We start from the raw sequence: 20156 nt of genomic DNA on the forward strand, positions 1-20156 counted from the left end.
CCACTCCGCGACATCCATCCATGACGACCCAGAGCAAGGGCACCGTGCCCGCGGACGGTGCCCCGCCGGCCGTCGAGCTGCGAGACATCTCCAAGCGCTTCGGCGCCGTGCAGGCCAACCGTGAGGTCAGCCTGAGCGTGCGCGCCGGCACCGTGCACGGCCTGGTCGGCGAGAACGGCGCCGGCAAGAGCACGCTGATGGCCATCCTCTACGGCTATTACCAGGCCGACAGCGGCAGCATCGCCATCGCCGGCCGCCCGGTGCAGATCAAGGACTCGCAGCAGGCGATTGAGCTGGGCATCGGCATGGTCCACCAGCACTTCATGCTGGTCGACACCCTGAGCTGCCTGGACAACGTGATGCTGGGCGCCGAGCCGGCCTTCTTCCTCAATGCCGCCAAGCGCAAGGTGCGCAGCCAGTTGCAGGCCTTGATGAGCGAGACCGGCCTGCATGTGCATCTGGACGCTCTGGTCGGCGAGCTGCCGGTGGGCGAGCTGCAGCGCTTGGAGATCCTCAAGGCCTTGTACCGCGGCGCCAAGATCCTGATCCTGGATGAGCCCACCGCGGTGCTGACCCCGCAGGAAACCCTGCAGCTCTTCGAGACCCTGCGCCGCCTGCGCGAGCGTGGCACCACCATCCTCTTGATCACCCACAAACTCAAGGAAGTGATGGCGCTGTGCGATGCCGTCACCGTGATGCGTGCGGGTCAGGTCGTGCAGACCAAGGCCATTTCAGAAACCAGCCCGGAAGACCTGGCCCAGGCCATGGTAGGCCGCAAGGTGCATCTGGGTCGGCCCGAGCAGGCCGCCGCCCACGACGCCGCGGCACCGCTGCGCCTGCGGGTGCAGGGCCTGAGCCTGACTGCAGGCCAGGCCGTGCCCTTGCTGCAGGACATCGGCCTGCAGCTGCGCGCCGGCGAGATCGTCGGCGTGGCCGGCGTGTCGGGCAATGGCCAGACCGAGTTGCTGGAAGTGCTCAGCGGCATGCGCGCGCCAGAGATCGGCCAGATGGAGCTGGGCGGGCGTCGCTTCGACGCCGCGTCGGGTCAGTGGCTGGAACCGCGCAGTGCGCGCGAATGCCGCCTGGCCCATGTGCCGGAAGACCGCCATGCCTGCGGCATGGTGATGAGCTTCCCGGCCTGGGAAACCGCGGTGCTGGGCTATCAAGACCTGCCCCTGTACCGCAGCGGCCCGCTGGGTGCCGCCATGAACCACGAGCGCATGAAGTCCGAGGCTGCGGCCATGGCCGAGCGCTTTGATGTGCGCCCGCGCGACATGAACATCGGCTCCAGCAAGTTCTCGGGTGGCAACCAGCAGAAGCTGGTGCTGGCGCGCGAGATCGGCCAGGCGCCCACGGTGCTGCTGGTCGGCCAGCCGACGCGCGGCGTCGACATCGGCGCCATCGAGTTCATCCACCAGCAGCTGCGCGCCTTGCGCGATGCCGGCTGTGCGGTGCTGGTCGTGAGCAGCGAGCTGGACGAGATCCTGGCCCTGTCCGACCGCGTCATCGTCATGAACGGCGGCCGCATCACCGGCGAGCTGGACATCGCCGAGTGCACCGAAACCCGCCTGGGCCTGCTGATGGCCGCCACCGCGAAAGAAGAAACAAACGCTGCGGCGTTGCAACAAGCATGAGTGCATCTTCATCTTCATCGAGCAGCGCCTTGCCGCGCTGGATCGACCTGGGCCTCTTGCCCTTGTGGAACCTGGCCGTGGCCCTGGGCGTGGCCGGCCTGGTGGTGCTGGCGATTGGCCAGAGCCCGATGCATGCGCTGAGCGTGCTGCTCCAGGGCTCGCTCGGCAGCCTGCGCGGCCTGGGCTACACCCTCTACTACACGACCACCTTCATCTTCACCGGCCTGGCTGTGGCCGTGGCCATCCACGGCGGCCTGTTCAATATCGGTGGGGAAGGGCAGGCCACGTTTGGCGGCCTGGGCGTGGGCCTGTTGGCCCTGGCCCTGGGCGCACATCTGCCGGCCGCGGTGCTGCTGCCGCTGCTGGTGATTGCGGCTGCGGTGTTCGGCATGGTCTGGGCCTTGATCCCGGGTTGGTTGCAGGCCTGGCGCGGCAGCCACATCGTCATCACCACCATCATGTTCAATTTTCTGGCCGCCAGCCTGAACGTGTATCTGCTGGTCAACTGGCTGCGCCCGGCCGGCAGCATGGCGGTGGAGAGCGCGGACTTTGCCGAGTCGGCACGCATGCCGGCCCTGCATCAGCTGGCGGCGCTGTTCGGTGTCGAGATGCCTTCTTCGCCGCTGAACCTGAGCCTGCTGCTGGCCTTGCTGGCCTGCGTCTTCGTCTGGTGGTTTCTGTGGAAGAGCGCGGCCGGCTATGCCTTGCGCGCCGTCGGCAGCGCGCCGCGCGCCGCGCATTACGCCGGCATCCGCCCCAAGTACCAGGTGCTGGTGGCCATGGGCCTGGCCGGCGCGCTGGCCGGCCTGGTGGCCGTCAATGAGATCTCCGGCGTGCAGGGCAAGCTGACCCTGGACTTCGTCGCCGGTGCTGGCTTCACCGGCATCGCCGTGTCGCTGATGGGCCGCAACCATCCGGTCGGCATCGTCCTGGCCTCGCTGCTGTTTGGCGTGCTGTATCAGGGCGGCGTGGAAGTGTCTTTCGAGCTGCCGGGCTTCAGCCGCGAGATGGTGGTCACGGCCCAGGGCCTGATCGTGCTGTTCGCCGGCGCCATGGCGACCGTGAGCCTGCCGCTGTTCGTCAAGCTGCACGGCTGGCTGTCTGGAAAAAACAAGGGCGATGCGAAGGAGCTGGCTCATGGATGAGATCCTGATCGGCTCGATGCTGGCCTCGACCCTGCGGGTCACCACGCCGCTGCTGCTCTGCGCCCTGGCGGGCTTGATCAGCGAGCGCTCTGGCGTGATCGACATCGGCCTGGAAGGCAAGATGCTGTTCGCAGCGTTTGCCGCTGCGGCGGCCGCCAGTGCCAGCCATTCGACCGGCATGGGCCTGGCCGCGGCGATTGCCGTGGCTTGCGCCATGTCGCTGATCCACGGCTTTGCCTGCGTCACCCACCGCGGTGACCAGGTGGTGTCGGGTGTGGCGCTCAATATGGTGGCGGCGGGCCTGACCGTGGTGCTGGGCATCGCCTGGTTCGCCCAGGGCGGCCAGACCCCACCGATCACGGCCGATGTGCGCCTGACCGGCCTGATCCCCGGCTGGAGCGAGCCCGAAGCGGCTGTGGCAGCCTTGGGCCCCTGGCTCGGCGCCATCGTCGGCCACGGCCTGCTCAGCCACAACCTGCTGGTCTACCTGGCCTTCTTCCTGGTGGCTGGGGTCTGGTTCTTTCTTGAGCGCACCAAGCCGGGTCTGCGCCTGCGCGCGGTCGGCGAGAACCCGGCCATGGTGGACGCAGCCGGCGTGTCCGTGCCGCGGCTGCGTTATGCCGCGCTGATGCTCAACGGCCTGCTCTGCGGCCTGGCCGGTGCCTACCTGACCCTGGCGCAGAACGCCTCCTTCTCGCCGAACATGACGGCCGGCCGCGGTTATATCGCCCTGGCCGCCATGATCTTCGGCAAGTGGAAGCCGCTGCCCACGCTGGCCGCCTGCCTGCTCTTCGGCTTCCTCGACGCCCTGGCCATCCGCATGCAGGGCGCGGTGATCCCGGGTGTCGGCGAAGTGCCGGTGCAGCTGATCCAGGCCTTGCCCTATTTGCTGACCGTCATCCTGCTGGCCGGCTTCATCGGTCAGGCCCTGGCACCCAAGGCGCTGGGCCGGCCCTACCTCAAAGAACGCTGAGCACACGCGTGAACGCTCTGAAGAACGCTCTCACACCGGATCTGGTGCAGCGCCTGCTGGCCGCCTCGCTGGGCGCGCGCCAGCATTCGCATTCGCCGTACTCCGGCTATGCCGTGGGCGCTGCCGTGCTCGATGAGCAGGGCCGCATCCATGCCGGCTGCAATATCGAAAACGCCGCCTACCCGCAGGGCTGGTGCGCCGAGGCCTCGGCCCTGACCGCCATGATCATGGCCGGCGGCCGCCGCGTCAGCGCGGTGCTGGTCTCCGGCCCCGGCCCGGACATCATCACGCCCTGCGGCGGCTGCCGCCAGAAGCTGCGCGAGTTCGCCGACCCGCAGCTGATCATCATCGCCGCCGACCCGGGCGGCATCCGCCAGCAGTGGACGCTGGAACAGCTGCTGCCTTTCAGTTTCGGCCCCGAGCATCTGAAGCTCTGAGCCATCGCAACAATTCCCAGGAGGAACCTCATCATGATCGACCACAAGACCCTCAATCCCGCCATCCCCCAGACCGCCGAAAAGCTCAAGACCCTGTTCGGCGCGGCCCCGGCCGTGGCCGTGGTGCTGGGTTCGGGCTGGGCCGGCGCGGTCAGCCTGGTGCAGAACGCCAAGCACCTGGCCTACACCGAGCTGCCGGCTTTCCCGCAGCCCAAGGTGGAAGGGCATGTCAACGAGATCGTGGTCGGCACTATCGGCGAGCAGGCCGTGGTGATGCTGCGTGGCCGCGCCCACACCTACGAGAGCGGCGATTGCACCGGCATGGCCGGCGCGCTGCGCAGCCTCAAGGCCTGGGGTGTCAAGGTGCTGCTGCAGACCAATGCCTCGGGTTCCATCCGCAGCCACATGCCGGCCGGCAGCCTGATGCTGATCAGCGACCACATCAACGCACCGCAGCGCTCGCCCTTGGTCGGCGAGCCCGGCAGCGAGCGCTTTGTCGACATGAGCACCGCCTACGACCTGGAGCTGCGTCAGCATGCCAAGGGCGTGGCCGTGGCCCAGAACCTGGCACTGGGCGAGGGCGTCTATTGCTGGGCCCTGGGCCCGCAGTTCGAAACCCCGGCCGAGATCCGCATGTTTGCGGCTTGGGGCGCCGACGCCGTGGGCATGAGCACCGTGCCGGAAACCATCCTCGCCCGCCACGCCGGCCTGCGCGTCATGGGCCTGGCCCTGATGACCAATATGGCCGCCGGCCTGTCGGCTGAGGCGCTGACCCATGCCCTGACCCTGCAGCAGGCCCAGCAGTCCGGCGAGCGCGCGGCTCAGTTCCTGGGCGCCGTGGTGGCCGGCATGGCCGATCTGGCCTCGCTGAAAGACTGAGCGTTCTTCCATGGCCTCTTTGGAATTGAAAGATGCTGCGCGCCTCGCGCTGCAATGCCTGGACCTGACCAGCCTCAATGACGCCGACACGGCCGAGGACATCGCGGCCCTGTGCCGGCGGGCCCAGACGCCTTTCGGCCCGGTGGCGGCCGTCTGCGTGTGGCCGCGTTTTGTGGCGCAAGCGCGCGCGGCCTTGCCGGCCGAGATCAAGGTGGCGGCCGTGGCCAACTTCCCGGACGGCGCCCTCGATCTGGCCCGTGCCCTGGCTGATGTGCAGGCGATTGCCACGGCCGGCGGTGATGAAGTCGATGTGGTCCTGCCGTACCGCGCCCTGATGGCCGGCCAGCGCAGCGAGTGCGCCGAGTTCCTGGCCGAGGTGCGCCATGCCAGCCGGCCGCTGACGCTCAAGGTCATCATCGAGAGCGGTGAGTTGAAGACCCCCGAGCTGATCGCGGACGCTGCCCGCTTGGCCTTGATGGCCGGCGCCGATTTCGTCAAGACCAGCACCGGCAAGACCGCGGTCTCGGCCACGCCGCTGGCCGCCCGCCACATCCTCAGCGAGATCGCCGGCAGCGGCCTGGTCTCGGCCGGCTTCAAAGCCTCGGGTGGCATCCGGACTGTGGCCGATGCTCAGGTCTATCTGGAGCTGGCAGCCGACAAGCTCGGCGCCGCGGCGCTGAATCCGCGCCGCCTGCGCTTCGGCGCCAGCGGTCTGCTGGGCGACATCGAAGCCGTGCTGTCCGGCACGGCCTCGCCCGCCAGTACCGCCAGCACCGCCAGCTACTGAGCGCAGCGGCCGTGCGGGCCCAGGAGATCATTCGCGCCAAGCGCGATGGTGCGGCGCTGTCCGAGACGCAGATCCAGAGCATGGTGCGTGGCCTGGTCGATGGCAGCTGGAGCGAGGGCCAGATCGCAGCCCTGGCCATGGCCATCCTCTGGCGCGGCATGAGCCGGGCTGAGTGCGTGGCCTTGACTCGGGCCATGCGGGACTCGGGCCGCCGGATGCACTGGCGCGATCTGCCCGGCCCGGTGCTGGACAAGCATTCCAGCGGCGGCGTGGGTGACAAGATCAGCCTGATGCTGGCGCCTCTGGTGGCGGCCTGTGGCGGCTTCGTGCCCATGATCTCGGGCCGCGGCCTCGGCCACACGGGCGGCACGCTGGACAAGCTGGAGGCCATCCCTGGTTTTTGCGCCACGCCCGAGGCCGCGCGCTTCGAGCGCATCGTGCGCGAGGTCGGCTGCGCCATCATCGGCCAGACGGCCGACCTGGCCCCGGCCGATGGTCGCTTCTATGCCGTGCGCGACATCAGCGCCACGGTGGAGAGCGTGCCCCTGATCACCGCCAGCATCCTGTCCAAGAAGCTGGCCGCCGGCCTGCAAGGCCTGGTGATGGATGTGAAGTGCGGCAACGGCGCCTTTGCCGATTCGCCCTGGATGGCCCAGGAGCTGGCCCACAGCATCGTTGGCGTGGCCGCCGGTGCCGGTCTGCCGACGCGGGCACTGATCACCGACATGAACGAGGTGCTGGGCCAGACCGTGGGCAACAGCCTCGAGTTGCTGGAGGCCATGAAGTACCTGCGTGGCGAGGCGCGCGAACCGCGCCTGCATGCCCTGACCCTGGCCCTGGCCGGCGAGATGCTGCAGCTGGGTGGCCTGGCGACCCATGCGGATGAAGCGCAAGCCAAGCTGCAAGCGGCCCTGGACAGCGGCGCCGCGGCCGAGAAGTTTGCACAGATGGTGGCGGCCCAGGGTGGGCCGGCCGACCTGCTGGAGCGGCCCGAGCGATACCTGGCTGCTGCGCCGGTGCAGCGCCCGGTCTGCGCACCGCGTGCGGGCCGCTTGAGCGCGATGCAGACGCGCGAGATCGGCCTGGCCGTGGTCGAGTTGGGGGGAGGTCGACGCCAGGCGGGCGACCGCATCGATGCGCGCGTGGGCCTCTCGAATGTCTTGCCCGTGGGTGCCGTGCTCGAGGCCGGCCAGCCGTTCGCAATGGTCCATGCAGCTGACGATCTTGCAGCCGAGCGCGCCGCGGCTGCCGTGCTGGCGGCCTGCTGTTTCAGCGAGCCTGAGACGCCTTGGGGCCCCGCAGACCTGATTCAGGCCCGTGTCGGCTAGACTTCACGCCCCGTGGATCCGCCTGCATCCACCTGACCACTGCTGTACCTCTGCCATGCCTGATATCGACGACGCCACGCCCGCTCCCGCCACGCCCGACAGCCCGGATGGCGCCTCGCCCCGCCGCGGCATCAAGAGCTTTGTGGTGCGCGCCGGCCGCATGGGTTCGGGCCAGGTCAAGGCCCTGGCCGAGCTGGGCCCCAAGTTCGTGCTGCCCTTCCAGGCCGGCCAGCGCCTGGACACCGCGGCCGTGTTCGGCCGAGAAGCACCGGTGGTGTTCGAGATCGGTTTCGGCATGGGTGATGCCACCGCCAAGATCGCCCAGACCCTGGCCGACCATGATTTCATCGGCTGCGAGGTGCATGAGCCTGGCGTCGGTGCGCTGCTCAAGCACATCGAGGAAAAGCAGCTCGGCAATATCCGCATCTTCCAGCACGACGCCGTCGAGGTGCTGGAGCAGATGATCGCCCCGGCTTCGCTGGCCGGCGTGCACATCTATTTCCCCGACCCCTGGCACAAGAAGCGCCACAACAAGCGCCGCCTGATCCAGCCTGAGTTCGTGGCCAAGCTGGTCCAGCACATCCGCCCTGGCGGATATCTGCACTGCGCCACCGACTGGGAGCCCTATGCCCAGCAGATGCTGGAGGTGCTGGGCGCCGAGCCGCTCCTGGAAAACACGGCCGCCGGCTACGCGGAAAAGCCCAGTTATCGCCCGCTGACCAAGTTCGAGAACCGCGGCCTCAAGCTGGGCCACGGGGTGTGGGATCTGGTGTTCCGCCGCCGCCCGCTGGCCTGAGCAGGCTGGCCCCGGCCAGCAGCACCAGGCCCAGGGCCAAGGGCAGGGTGGCGATGAAGCCGGCATGCTTGAAGCCCAAGGCGCCGATCAAGCCACCGACAAAAAAGGCCAGCACCAGGCTCAGGTGGATGCGCAGGCGCTGCCGGTTGGCCATCACGCGTGCTTGAATGAGCCCGGCCGGCCCCCGGTTCCAGTAGAGCAAACGCCCCAGCTCCAGGCCCAGATCGGTCAGCAGGCCGGTGACATGGGTGGTGCGGATCTCGGCATGCGAGATCTTGGTGATCAGGGCGTTCTGCAAGCCCATCACAAAGCACAGCAGCACGGCGGTCAGCGAGACCCGCAGGATCTGGTGCGGCAGCAGCTGGCTGCCGATCAGGCCGAAGACGAGCAGCAATGCCGCCTCCAGCAAGAGCGTGGGCACGTAAGCCCAGCGCGGCCGGTGGCGCAGGCCGTAGTTGACCAGCAGCGCCGTACTGGCCGCGCCCGCCACAAACGCCGCCACCGCCAACAGGGCACTGAAGGCCAGGCCGAACTGGCCCAGGGCGATGTGGTCGGTGCTGGCCGAGACCAGGCCGGTCATGTGCGAGGTGTACTGGCCGACGGCCAGAAAACCGCCGGCATTGAGCGCACCGGCCACAAAGGCCAGGCCGGCGCCCAGGTGCAGATTGCTGCGCGCGCTGCGTTCCGGCGCGGTCAGCTGAGCGAGGTAGTCCACGGGCATAGGCCCCGAGCATAAGGGCTGGCACGCCGAAGCCTGCGGCACAGCTGCTAGAGTGCCGCCCATGTCTGAATCCACATCTCTGGCCGGCCGCCACATCTTGCTGGCCCTGTCCGGCGGCATCGCCTGTTACAAGAGCGCCGAGCTGACCCGGCTCCTGACCAAGGCCGGTGCCACGGTGCAGGTGCTGATGAGCGAAGCGGCCGAGCACTTCATCACCGCCGTCACCATGCAGGCCCTGTCGGGCCGCACGGTGGCCACCAGCCAATGGGACGCGCGCGAGCCCAACAATATGGCCCACATCAATCTGAGCCGCGAGGCCGATCTGATGCTGATCGCCCCGGCCAGCGCCGACTGCATCGCCAAGCTGGTGCAGGGCCGGGCCGATGATTTGCTGAGCCTCACCGCCCTGGCGCGGCCCAGCGATCGCTGCCCGCTGCTGGTGGCGCCGGCCATGAACCGCGAGATGTGGGCCCACCCGGCCACGCAGCGCAATATCGCCCAGCTGCGCGCCGACGGCGGCATCGTGCTCGGCCCGGGCAACGGCGAGCAGGCCTGCGGCGAGACCGGCGATGGCCGCATGCTGGAAGCGGCCGAGTTGCTGGACGAGCTGATCGCGTTCTTCCAGCCCAAGCTCCTGGCGGGCCGCAAGCTCCTGATCACCGCCGGCCCGACCTTCGAAGCCCTGGACCCGGTGCGCGGCATCACCAATCTCTCTAGCGGCAAGATGGGTTTTGCGATCGCGCGCGCGGCCGCCGAGGCGGGCGCTGAGGTCACCCTGGTGGCCGGCCCGGTGCACCTGCCCACGCCGCGCCATGTGCGCCGCATCGATGTGCAAAGCGCGCAGCAGATGTTCGATGCTGTGCTGCCGCTGGCGGCGCAGCATGAGCTCTTCGTCGCCACCGCGGCCGTGGCCGATTGGCGGCCGCTGTCGGCCAGCGCGCACAAGATCAAGAAAGACCCGAGCCAGGGCAATCGCCCGCCGGCCTTCGAGATGACCGAGAACCCCGACATCCTGGCGTCGGTCGCGGCCCTGCCGGCCGAGCAGCGCCCGCGCCTGTGTGTGGGCTTTGCGGCTGAGAGCCAGGACCTGGCCCGCCACGGCCGCGACAAGCTGCTGCGCAAAAAGGTGGAGCTCGTCGTGGGCAATATCGGCCCGGCCACCTTCGGCCGTGATGACAACGCCTTGCTCTTGATCGATGCCGAGGGCGAGCGCGAGCTGCCCCGTGCCGACAAGCTCAGCCTGGCCCGTCAGCTGGTGGCCGAGATCGCCCGTCGCGTCTGACCGCCTTCTTCGTTTTCTTTTCCGATTCTCATGACCACCACCACCGTCGATCTCAAAGTCCTGGACCCCCGCATGGCCGAGCAGGTGCCCAGCTATGCCACGCCCGGCAGTGCCGGCCTGGACTTGCGCGCCTGCCTCGATGCGCCCATCATGCTGGCGCCGGGCCAGACCACCCTGATCCCCACCGGCCTGGCCATCCACATCGGCGACCCGGGTCTCGCCGCCATCATCCTGCCGCGCTCGGGTCTGGGCCACAAACATGGCATCGTGCTCGGCAATCTGGTTGGCCTGATCGATTCCGACTACCAGGGCCAGCTCATGGTCAGCTGCTGGAACCGGGGTCAGAGTGAGTTTGTCATCCAGCCTTTCGAGCGCATCGCCCAGCTGGTCTTGGTGCCCGTGGTGCAGGCGGCCTTCCGCCGCGTCGAGGAGTTTGGCGACACCAGCAGCCGGGGCGAGGGCGGTTTCGGCTCGACCGGCAAGCACTGAGCTCGCCGCCCGTCTGGAGGCGGAGCGCGCGCGCTGTCGGCGCTGCGCCACATCGGCCGCTGCCTGCGCCGGGGGCGTTTTTCCTGCGCCGGTTTGGCCCTGCATCAAATGATGCGGCTTCTCTGCCCTGTTCGGCGCATTGCGGATGGCTGAAAAGCCTTACACCTGCGATAGTTGAAACATCGGTGGGACAGCCGACACAAAGGAGATGCAGATGGCAACACAGCCGCAAGCCGCAGCCGAGGGCGCCAGCGATGTGATCGCGGCCCGCATGCGCGCCCTGATGGTGCGCGCCCCCGTGGCCGCGGGCTTCGTCAAGAACGGTCAGTTCGAGGTGGTCAGCGAGCAGTTCAACCACCTCTTCGGACATGGCGACGAAACCGATCTCGCCGGTCAGGGCACGCGCAGCGTGCAGGTGTCCGATGCCTCCCACCAGTCGCTCCAGGAACGCACGCATGCCGCCTTCGTCAGTGGCAAGCCCCTGGACGATGAGATCGAGTTCGTGCGCCGCGACGGCAGCCGTTTCTGGGGCCGTCTGCAGGCGACGCCGGTGCACTGGGACCAGCCGGGCGGCGAGTCGCTCTGGATCGTCGACGACGTCACTGTCGCGCGTCAGCAGCGCATGCAGCCGACCTGGACGGCCAAGCACGATGTGCTGACCGAGCTGGCCAATCGCCGCGAGTTTGAGCGCCGCCTGACCGAGCATGTGGGCAGCCGCCGCCATGAGCCGGTCTCGGTGCTGTGGATCGACATCGACAAGTTCGGCGAGGTCGTGGCCGGCATGGGCGCCGAGGTGGGCGACCATTTCCTCTACGGCCTGGGCCAGCTCCTGATCACCAAGGTGCGAGCCTCCGACCTGGTGGCCCGCCTGGAAGACGACCATTTCGCCGTGCTGCTGCCCAATTGCGACCAGCACTATGCCGAGATCGTGGCCGAGAAGATGCGCGCCGGCATCGCCGCCTACCGCCTGCGCTGGGGCCTGCACCGCACCCGCGTCAAGGCCTGCCTGGGCGTGGTGCAGCTGCAAGCCTCGCTCGAATCCGTGGACGCCGTCCTGGGCGCCGCCGCCCTGGCCTGCACCGAAGCCAAGGCCGCCGGTGGCGACAGCGTGCGGGTCTTCATCTCTGCAGGGGCGTTTGAGGAACTGGCCGGCTGAGCCCAAATCCGCCGAGCTGCCGAGTCAGCACCTCTGCCCACCCAAACCCGCCACTCCTGTGGCGGGTTTTTTTTCGTCTGTTGGCTTTGAGGATCGACGGGCAGGGGCCAGGCCTCGGCATGCGAGCAAGACATTGCGGGTCCTGGCCGATCACGTGTTGCTGCATTTCACCGCGATGCACTTGGTTCATTTTATCATTTTTATTAAATTATGAGGATTTTCTTCACAAATTGACGGTTTTGGTGTGGCATTCGCACATCTTCATTTGGAAACCACGGTGCCAGAATTTCTCGTATCGCTGAGTCGCAGGCAGTTTGGCGCACGGGGAGTTCTATGAACGCAGGTTGCTACAAGACGGTGTATTCCAAGCGCGTGGGAGCGCTGGTGGCGGTGGGTGAGCATGCGTTGGGGCAGGGCAAGACGGCCAGCGGTGCGCGTGCTGCGGCCGGTGCTATGGCTGGTGCAGCGAGCGCGGGTGTCTATGTGGGCGCGGTGCTGGCGTCGCTGGCGCTGACGAGTGCGGCGTGGGCGCAGCTGAGCAGCCAGGCGCTGCCGACGGGCGCGCAGCTGGCGCAAGGCGCGGCGACGGTGCAGTCGACGGTGCAGTCGGCGACGGGACAGATGCAGATCCGGCAGAGCAGCGACAAGGCGGTGCTGAACTGGCAGAGCTTCAATGTGGGTGCATCGAGCCAGGTGAAGATCGATCAGCCGACGGCGCAATCGGTGCTGCTCAACCGGGTGGTGGGCGGCGACGCCTCGCAGATTCTGGGCCGTGTGCAGGCCAACGGCCAGGTGGTCTTGGTCAACCCGAACGGCATTGTGTTTGGCAAGGATGGCAGCGTCAGCGCCAGCAGCTTCACCGCCTCGACGCTGGGCATCAGCGATGCAGACTTCATGGCGGGGCGCCTGCGCTTCCAGCGTGAGGGCAGCACGGGCAGCATCAGCAACGAAGGCCGTCTGGAGGCCGCGCCTGGCGGCTATGTGGCCTTGCTGGGCTCCACGGTGACGAATGCGGGCACGATTGCGACGCAGGGCGGTGCGGTGGGTCTGGCGGCGGCGGAGCAGGTCAGCATTGCGCTGAGCGGCAGCGGCAAGATCCGCATGGAGCTGAGCCCTTCGGCGGTGCAGGCGGCGGTGGCCAATGCCAAGGACGGCGTGATCGTGACCGAAGGTGGGCAGGTGTTCCTGCGCGCCGAGTCGCTCAACCAGACGGTGGCCAGCCTCTTGCAGGCCGGGCGGATCGACAGCAGCGCGGCGCAAGGCGGCGAGGTCAGCCTGCTGAGCGACCAGGGGCAGATCCGAGTCAGCGGCAGCATCGTGGCCGACAGCACTGCAACGGGCAGCAAGGGCGGCGACATCATCATCGGCCGAGACCCCAAGACGGGCGTGCTGGCGCGCAGCACGGATGTGTCGGGGGCGCAGCTGCAAAGCCGGGAGGGTTTCATCGAGACCTCGGGCGACTGGCTCAAGACCGATGCGGTCAAGGTGGTGGCGGGCGAGTGGCTGCTGGACCCGGCGGACATCGTGATTGGCAACTTCAGCGGCAGCAACAGCAATATCGGCACGACGGTGAGCGCGCCGACGAGCACGTACACGCCGAGCACGGGGGCGGCGGCCAGCCAGATCGATGTGGGGGTGATCAACACGGCCCTGGCCAGCGGCAATGTGGTGATCACCACGACCAACAGCGGCACGGCGGGGGCGGGCAATGGGGATATCACGCTCAATGCCGGCACGGCCATCAACTACGGCAGCGGCGGCAGTGCCAGCAAAGGCAATCTGACCCTGACGGCAGACCGGGACATCCTGCTCAACGCCGACGTCACCACCTATTCAAGCAACTTCACCGCCAAGCGGGATATCCACGTCAACGAGAACATCACGGGCGCTTCTGGCACCAATCTGTACGCCGGGCGAGACGTGTACTTGATGAAGAATTTCAGTGGTGGCACGTCGTCGAATGTGTACGCAGCCTACAAGGGCGGCACGCCGAGCAGCGGCTGGCAGAACGGCACAGGTCGGATCCTGCTGGACCCGGCCGCGGTGCTTTCCTACAGCTTTGGGCTGACCCTGGCCTCTGGGCTGGGCTACACCAGCTCGGGCAGTGTCGACACCTCCAACGGCACGCGCAGCAACTTCAGTGACAGTCAGCTGAACTGGAACAACAGCGCCAATGCCGGAAGCAATGTGAGGCTGTACGGTTTCAGCGATGTGACCCTCAGCAACTCGCGCGGAGGCGGTGCGGGCATTGTGGTGCCCTCGGGCACGGTCAATGTGGCCGCCAAGAACATCACCGTGGGTGCCAACATCACCACGGCCGATCTGACCTTGAACGCCGGCATGTTCGAGACCACGGCCGGCAGCACCTTGGGCAACTACAGCAACAGCAACTGGGTCAACAAGATCGGTTCGCTGGACCTGGGCAGCAAGACGCTGACCTACACCGGCGTGCTCGATTTGCGTTCGGGTTTGGTCGACAGTACGGGCGTTCGCAGAAGCGTCTCTGGCAGCAATGTGGCATGGAGCAGCACCTCGGTGGGCAGCTTGCTCATGGATGGCTTTGACACCGTGAGCCTTGCGTCCGACGTCAAGGGCGGCACTGTCGAGGTTTTTGCCAACCAGATCAATCTGCAGGGCAATCTGACCAGCGTTGGCGCCGTTAAATTGATCGCGGCGAGCTTCGATCCCTTGGGCAGCACCTTGGGAGGCTTGGCGGGCACGACGGGCAATGCCAGCGGCTGGCAGAACCTCAAAGGCGAGCTCAGCATCACGGCGGGCAAGACCATCACCGGCACGGCTTTTGATCTGCGCAACGGTGTGAACAGCAGCAACACCTTGCTGCGCCAGGACCTCGATGCTTCGGTCAAGTTGCTGGGGACCGGCAATGTGGCCAGTTCTGTGTATCTGGCCGGCTTCCGAGACGTGAAGCTGCCGAACTTGACGGACATCACCGGTGCCGGCAGCTACACCGTGCTGGCGCGCAATATCGATGCGACCGCCGTGCCGGGCGCCAAGCTCAACGCCTTTTCTTTGAAGCTGTGGGCAGGCCTCTACCAAGACCAGGGTGGGGTGAACAAATACAGCTTCAACACCGTAGGCCGCAACGGCGCAGGCTTTGGTGGCGACAACAACAATGTGGGTACTTTGAGCCTGCCGGCCAACCTGATCCTGCAAAGCAGTGTGCTGGACCTGGCCTCGGGCATCACCGGCGTCAGCGGCAGCCAGCGGGTCAACCTGAGCCCGCAAAGCCTGGGCCCCTACGTGGACCCAAGCAACCCGACGCGCTACACCGGCGCCTACTACACCACCAGCGGCGGTGTGAACACCCTGCGCCAAGGCGGCGCACGCTATGTGAACCTGCACGGCTTCAACACGGTGACGCTGCCGGCCACCCCGTTGAACTACGAGATGGTGGACATCGGTGCCAACAACGTGGTGATCAATGCGGACATCAACGCGGGGCAGGGCAGTTGGTGGCCCTTGCCCTTCTACCTGTACATCCAGGCGGGGACCTACAACCCGACCACGGGCGTGTCAGGCGGCACCAATGCCGGCTCGGTGAGCTTCAACAACAACCCGGTCATCCGGGTGCAGGGCTACACCCCAGCCGGCTTCTACGGCACCGCCTCCAGCCCGCTGGGCTTCAACTCCTACCTGCAAATCGTCAACGGCTCGACCGCCGCAGACTTCACCGCAAGGCTGGGCTACACCAACGCCGACTACAGCGCCGGCGGCAGCGGCGTGTTCACCGGGCTGACGCTGCAGAACTTCAGCAACACCCGGCTCGAGATGGAGAACGTGGCCGACAAGATCACGGTCAAGGACTCCAGCGGCACCGGCTCGATCAACATCACGCAAGCCAGCGCCGCCACCGGCGCGATCAGCATCCGCAACGACATCTCGGCCGAGAGCACGATCACGCTGAACGCCGGCAATGGCAGCATCCGCATGGGCAGCCAGGTCGCCAAGGCGGCCACCGTCAGCCTGACCACGGGCGCGAACTCGGCGGCCAATATCGACGCCGACACCCTCAACGTCACCAGCAAGAACCTGGGCAGCACCCTGGTGGTGAACGAGGCCAACAACGTCACCCTGTCCAACTCGGGCGCGAGTTCGGACACCGGCAATATCGAAATCAACGCCCGCGGCGAGCTCAGCCTGGGCGCCAACTTCACCCGCACGGGCGGCAGCAACACAGCCAGCCTGACCCTGCGTGCCGATGCCCAGTACGGCAACACCGTCGATCCCAGCACGGGCAACTGGGTCGGCCAGACCCTCAACACCGTGTTCAACAGCTACAACAACGGCACGACGGGCGAGCTGGGCGGAGACGGCTCCGGTGCGATCCGTGTGAGCTCGGCCCAGCCCACGCTGGTGCTGCCGGTGTTCAAGCAAGTGGCGGTGGTGGACGCTGCGGCCGGCTTCACCACGCCGGCCGGCAACACCACGTATTTCAAGCCCGATGGCACGCTCTACGCCAGCAGCACCTTGCTGCCGCAAGGCACGCTGATCGTGCTGGGCAGCGGGACCAACCCGACCGCGGCGATGGATCTTCTCACCGCCTCGGGCTCACCCTACCGCATCAAGTCGACGGTCACCCAGGGTGGCTGGACGGTGACGTCCGCCAACACCTTCTACAACAGCGCTGGCACCGCCTATGCCAGTGGCGCCTTGCTGCCCAAGGACACCGAGGTCTTTTACAAGGTCAGCACCACGGCGCCCACCGGCAACATCACCAACACCTATCCCAGCGGCGGCAACAACGGTCAGAGCCTGCTCTACGTGGTCGGTGGCTACACCACGACCAATGGCACCAACACAGTGCCGGACTATGTCTCCAAGGGACTGGGCTACACCGCGAGCTACAGCTTTGGCGGGGTGAGTGCCAGCCTGGCGTCTTCGGCCACGGTGCTCAGCGGCGACACGCCGGTGGACACCAGCGTGGCCGGCAACTACTACGGCAATCCGGTCTCGGGCAGCAACAGCCGCTTGCACATGTCCGGGCAGTTCTACGCGATGAACCCTGGCAGCATTTACGGCACGACGGGCTATCTGAATGGTGCGCAAGCGGCGCCCACGCAGGTGAACCAGCTGGGCACCGGAAGCGGCAACAACTCCAGCAGCGGCAACGGCTGGGATATCAGCTGGGGCACGGCCACCATCACCACGGCGGGTGGCGCACTCAAGCTCTTCAGCGGCCCCAAGCACGCCCTGGCAGGCCCAGGCTACAACGTGGGCGATCCGGCCGACCTGAACATCTTCACCAATCCGGTGACCAGTGACTTCGTCAACACCAAGCCCATCAAGGATTCCGCTTTTGCGCTGACGGCGGGTTCGGGCGACCTGGTGGCCCTGGGCTTCCGGGATGTCTACCTGGACCCGACCGGCACGCTGAGCTCCAGCGGCAACGTGACCATTGGCGCGGCCCGCGACATGGTGCTGAACAACAACAGCAACCTCGGCGGTAGTGGCACGCTCACCACGCTCCTGGCTGGCGGCATGATCAGCAACAAGGTGAGCGGCGTGTACAACACCCTGGGAGCCAGTGCGGGGGCGGGTACCTCCAATCTGATGGCGGTGGCCGGCGGTGGCGTGGACCTGAAGACCAATATGGCCACGGTGACCGGCAGCCTGCAGGACAACCCCTTGATGACCGGGGTGCTGGCCGGCGGCATGACCCCCACCGGCAGCTTCAACATCATCGGCAGCAACAGCCAGACCGCAGGTCTGGTGGTGGGCGGCAGCTTCACCAATGCGCAGGTCAACGATGTGACCTTTGATGGCACAGCCGGCATCTTGTATTCGGCGGATCAGCCGCTGAAGCGTGAGGGCATCAGCAGCAAGCCCAAGGCCTCGGGCACGGGCACGGGCAGCGTGACCGGCAACTACGGGGCGCTGAATCTGAGCACAGCCGGCAACACCGGCATGTCCGGCGACATCAAGATCCAAGGTGCCATCGACACCCATCTGACGGGAGGCCATGTGGTGGCCACGGCGCAGCGCCATGTGCTGCAAGCCGCCGCCATCAACGCCGGCACCGGCGATGCCACCCTGGCCGCGACGGAAGTGGGTGTGGGTGCCATCAGCCGCACCGGCGGCACCATCACCGCCGAGCATGTGGTGATGACGGCCTCCACCACCATCGGCAGCAGCAGCCAAACCATGCGCACCGACGCCGGAACGCTGGCCATGGCTTCAGGCGGCAACCAGTTTGTCAGCGAAGCCAATGATGTGGTGCTGGCCGCCACGACCGACCTCAATGGTGCGGTCGTGGTGGGCGCTGCCGGCGTGTTGACTGTGGGTTCGGCCGGCGGCATGAGCGGCGTGAACACCGGTTCGGGCGAGATCAATTTGAAGGGCCAGGGCGTGGCTTTGAATGCCAACGCCACCACGACCGGACAGGCGTTTGTGGAAGCCATCGGCAACATCACCGACAACGGCAATGGCTTGCTGTCGGCTGACGGTGCGGTCTTGACCGCCGGGGGCTCGATGGGCGCGAGCAACCAGCGTGTGCTGACCCATGTCAATCGCCTGGCCGTCAACGCCAACGGCGGCAGTGGCAGCACGGCCTACATCAAGGAAATCGATGCCCTGACCTTGACGGCCAAGGCGCCCAACGGCGGCAATATCGATCTGCAAAACCTGACCGGCACGCTGACGCTGGGACGCTTCAACCTCGATCCTGTTGTGACCCTCAGCAACGCGGTGGGCTACACCGCCCCGAGCGACGCGGCGCGCGGTATCGACTCCACCGGCGGCGTTTCCTTGAAGGCGGTGGCCGGGCAGGTGGACGTGGCGCAGAACCTGGTGGCCGCCGGCACGGTGAACCTGGTCGGCCGCACCGCCGACGGCAGCACCGCAGTGCAGCTGCGCAGCGGCCGCAGCATCAGCAACAACGCCAGCGCCGGTGAAAGCACCACGCTGCAAGCCGAGCAAGGCAATATCAGCGCCGACGGCCTGTCCACCGTGGTGGGCGTGGCCGGTGCCGGTGTCATCCAGCTGCTGGCCGGCAGCACGGCCGGTGCCGCCGGCGCCATCGACGGCAGCCTGATCCAGATCACCCAGAACGGCGGCGGCACGGCCCAGGGCAACAACGGCACGGTCGGTGTGCGCGTGCAAAGCAGTGGTACCGGCGACGTGATCGCCCCCAAGATCACCAACAACGGCAGCGGCCATGTGGTCCTGTCCGCCGGCTCGGCCCTGGCGGCCGGCAACGCAGGTGGCGGTCAGGTCAAGACCGTCAGCGGCAACAGCAGCTCGCAGCTCGGCGGCGGCAAGACCTACGTCTACACCGGCGCTGCGGCCAGCTCGGGGGATCTGGAGCTCATCGACAGCAGCTTCAGCACGCTCTACCTCTCGCAGGTGGGTGGCAACCCGGCCAACGCCAAGACCTACACCGACTACGCCTCGGGACCGCAGCAGAACAGCGGCGGCAACAGCCAGGTGATGGTGCGTGAACAGCTCAGCTTCACCGACAAGATCGACAGCGCAAGCCTGCGCATCACCTACGGTGACAGCGATCCGACGGCCACGCAGGTGAAGGATGCGCTGAAGGCGGCCAACCAGAGCGGCGGCAGCTCCATCGTCGAGACGGTGGTGGCCGGCAGCAATGCCTACCAAGTCACCCGGGCAGCGTTGATCGATGATTTGACCGTCACCCAGCCCGCGCCCAATGGCTCGCCCCGCCAGGTCATTCGTGACACCGGCGGTGCTGTGGATGCTTATCGTTACACGCTCAGCGGTAACAACTTTGTGCTGCTGGACAGCACGCCCGAATCGCCGACCGCTCGCTTGTATGTGGATCCCCGCGCGGCTTCCATCAGTGCGGTGGCGAAGCGCGTGGGCTACAACGGGGAAACGCAATCGCAGGATCAGTACACCAGCAGTGGCTTCCTGGCGGGCGAGAGCTTCACCGTCACGGGCCTGGCCAGTGCACGCAACGCCGGGACCTACGGCTCGCACATCCAAGCCGACGGCGCAGGTCTGGGCAACTACAGCATCAGCTACACCGACGCCGATCTGGTGATCGACAAGGCATTGCTGACCTTGCGCGCAGTCACGGACTCCAAGGTCTACGACGGCCGGCTGAGTTCTTCGCAAGCGCCGCTGGTCAGCGGTCTGCAAAGTGGTGATCAGGTGACGCAGCTGACACAGTCCTTCACGGACAAGAACGCCGGCACGGGCAAAGAGTTGCGGGTCAATGCGGGCTATGTGCTGGCCGATGGCAACGGTGGCGGGAACTACATCGTCAACACCGAAAGTGTCTTCACGGGCGAAATCACCAAGGCCCAAGCGGTGGTGACGGCCAACAGCGCCAACGCTGTCTACAACGGCCAGACGCAATCGGTCACGGGCTTCACCGCCAGCGGCCTGGTGGCGGGCGAGACCGAGTCCGTGTTGAGCGGTCTGATCAGCGTGGGCGGCCAGGGCAAGAACGCCGGCAGCTACAGCCACCGCATCAGCGGCAGCGATGGCAACTACGCGCTGACCTTTGTCGATGGCGCTTTGAACATAGCCAAGGCCCAGGCG

The 20156-nt window shown here is 66.9% G+C and carries 13 protein-coding genes; 12 read left to right on the forward strand and 1 reads right to left on the reverse strand.

The window, feature by feature from the left end; genetic code table 11:
- The first annotated feature begins 20 nt into the window (after nt 1-20).
- The 8 genes from AC1Q6P_RS14095 to trmB are packed head-to-tail and all read left to right on the forward strand — an operon-like array spanning nt 21 to nt 7979.
- Nucleotides 21-1634 carry an ABC transporter ATP-binding protein gene (locus AC1Q6P_RS14095; protein ID WP_492664609.1) on the forward strand — a complete coding sequence of 538 codons (1614 nt, stop codon included), beginning with the start codon at nt 21-23 and terminating at the stop codon, nt 1632-1634.
- Entirely contained in the window at nt 1631-2779 is a 1149-nt protein-coding gene (locus tag AC1Q6P_RS14100; protein ID WP_171828025.1) for an ABC transporter permease, read from the forward strand. The genes AC1Q6P_RS14095 and AC1Q6P_RS14100 overlap by 4 nt, the downstream gene beginning before the upstream one ends.
- A complete protein-coding gene (locus tag AC1Q6P_RS14105; RefSeq protein ID WP_102767054.1) occupies nt 2772-3752 on the forward strand; it encodes an ABC transporter permease in 981 nt (326 codons plus the stop codon). Before AC1Q6P_RS14100 ends, AC1Q6P_RS14105 begins: the two co-directional genes overlap by 8 nt.
- A gap of 8 nt (nt 3753-3760) precedes the next feature.
- Nucleotides 3761-4189 (forward strand): cytidine deaminase, encoded by a 429-nt coding sequence (gene cdd, locus AC1Q6P_RS14110; RefSeq protein ID WP_492664608.1) that lies wholly within the window; start codon nt 3761-3763, stop codon nt 4187-4189.
- Nucleotides 4190-4222: 33 nt separating this feature from the next.
- Nucleotides 4223-5068, forward strand: a complete 846-nt coding sequence (locus AC1Q6P_RS14115; protein ID WP_492664607.1) for a purine-nucleoside phosphorylase — start codon at nt 4223-4225, stop codon at nt 5066-5068.
- Between the two features lie 10 nt (nt 5069-5078).
- A complete protein-coding gene (gene deoC, locus AC1Q6P_RS14120) occupies nt 5079-5855 on the forward strand; it encodes a deoxyribose-phosphate aldolase (protein ID WP_492664606.1) in 777 nt (258 codons plus the stop codon).
- A gap of 11 nt (nt 5856-5866) precedes the next feature.
- On the forward strand, nt 5867-7183 hold the full coding sequence (gene deoA, locus AC1Q6P_RS14125) for a thymidine phosphorylase (protein ID WP_492664605.1): 1317 nt from the start codon (nt 5867-5869) through the stop codon (nt 7181-7183).
- Between the two features lie 55 nt (nt 7184-7238).
- Complete coding sequence (gene trmB, locus AC1Q6P_RS14130) at nt 7239-7979, forward strand: tRNA (guanosine(46)-N7)-methyltransferase TrmB (RefSeq protein ID WP_492664604.1); 741 nt, start codon at nt 7239-7241, stop codon at nt 7977-7979.
- Here the strand turns inward: trmB and AC1Q6P_RS14135 are convergent.
- Nucleotides 7924-8700: a YoaK family protein gene (locus tag AC1Q6P_RS14135; RefSeq protein WP_492664603.1), complete on the reverse strand. Its 777-nt coding sequence runs from the start codon at nt 8698-8700 to the stop codon at nt 7924-7926. The genes trmB and AC1Q6P_RS14135 overlap by 56 nt on opposite strands.
- 61 nt (nt 8701-8761) lie before the next feature.
- Between AC1Q6P_RS14135 and coaBC the strand changes: the two genes are divergently transcribed.
- The 4 genes from coaBC to AC1Q6P_RS14155 all read left to right on the forward strand — a co-directional run.
- Complete coding sequence (gene coaBC, locus AC1Q6P_RS14140; RefSeq protein ID WP_492664602.1) at nt 8762-9982, forward strand: bifunctional phosphopantothenoylcysteine decarboxylase/phosphopantothenate--cysteine ligase CoaBC; 1221 nt, start codon at nt 8762-8764, stop codon at nt 9980-9982.
- Between the two features lie 30 nt (nt 9983-10012).
- Nucleotides 10013-10471 (forward strand): dUTP diphosphatase, encoded by a 459-nt coding sequence (dut, locus tag AC1Q6P_RS14145; protein ID WP_492664601.1) that lies wholly within the window; start codon nt 10013-10015, stop codon nt 10469-10471.
- Between the two features lie 214 nt (nt 10472-10685).
- Nucleotides 10686-11627 (forward strand): sensor domain-containing diguanylate cyclase, encoded by a 942-nt coding sequence (locus AC1Q6P_RS14150; protein WP_171828017.1) that lies wholly within the window; start codon nt 10686-10688, stop codon nt 11625-11627.
- Nucleotides 11628-11960: 333 nt separating this feature from the next.
- Nucleotides 11961-20156 (forward strand): two-partner secretion domain-containing protein (locus tag AC1Q6P_RS14155; protein ID WP_492664600.1); only part of this gene is annotated, 8196 nt, incomplete at its 3' end.

Source organism: Roseateles sp. GW835-FHT13E02 (assembly GCF_058794035.1).

What these genes read in the sequence shown, in the direction of transcription:
- AC1Q6P_RS14095 (WP_492664609.1), top strand. Translation starts at nt 21, where the DNA reads ATGACGACCCAGAGCAAGGGCACCGTGCCCGCGGACGGTGCCCCGCCG.
- AC1Q6P_RS14100 (WP_171828025.1), top strand. Translation starts at nt 1,631, where the DNA reads ATGAGTGCATCTTCATCTTCATCGAGCAGCGCCTTGCCGCGCTGGATC.
- AC1Q6P_RS14105 (WP_102767054.1), top strand. Translation starts at nt 2,772, where the DNA reads ATGGATGAGATCCTGATCGGCTCGATGCTGGCCTCGACCCTGCGGGTC.
- AC1Q6P_RS14115 (WP_492664607.1), top strand. Translation starts at nt 4,223, where the DNA reads ATGATCGACCACAAGACCCTCAATCCCGCCATCCCCCAGACCGCCGAA.
- deoC (WP_492664606.1), top strand. Translation starts at nt 5,079, where the DNA reads ATGGCCTCTTTGGAATTGAAAGATGCTGCGCGCCTCGCGCTGCAATGC.
- trmB (WP_492664604.1), top strand. Translation starts at nt 7,239, where the DNA reads ATGCCTGATATCGACGACGCCACGCCCGCTCCCGCCACGCCCGACAGC.
- AC1Q6P_RS14135 (WP_492664603.1), bottom strand. Translation starts at nt 8,700, where the DNA reads ATGCCCGTGGACTACCTCGCTCAGCTGACCGCGCCGGAACGCAGCGCG.
- coaBC (WP_492664602.1), top strand. Translation starts at nt 8,762, where the DNA reads ATGTCTGAATCCACATCTCTGGCCGGCCGCCACATCTTGCTGGCCCTG.
- dut (WP_492664601.1), top strand. Translation starts at nt 10,013, where the DNA reads ATGACCACCACCACCGTCGATCTCAAAGTCCTGGACCCCCGCATGGCC.
- AC1Q6P_RS14150 (WP_171828017.1), top strand. Translation starts at nt 10,686, where the DNA reads ATGGCAACACAGCCGCAAGCCGCAGCCGAGGGCGCCAGCGATGTGATC.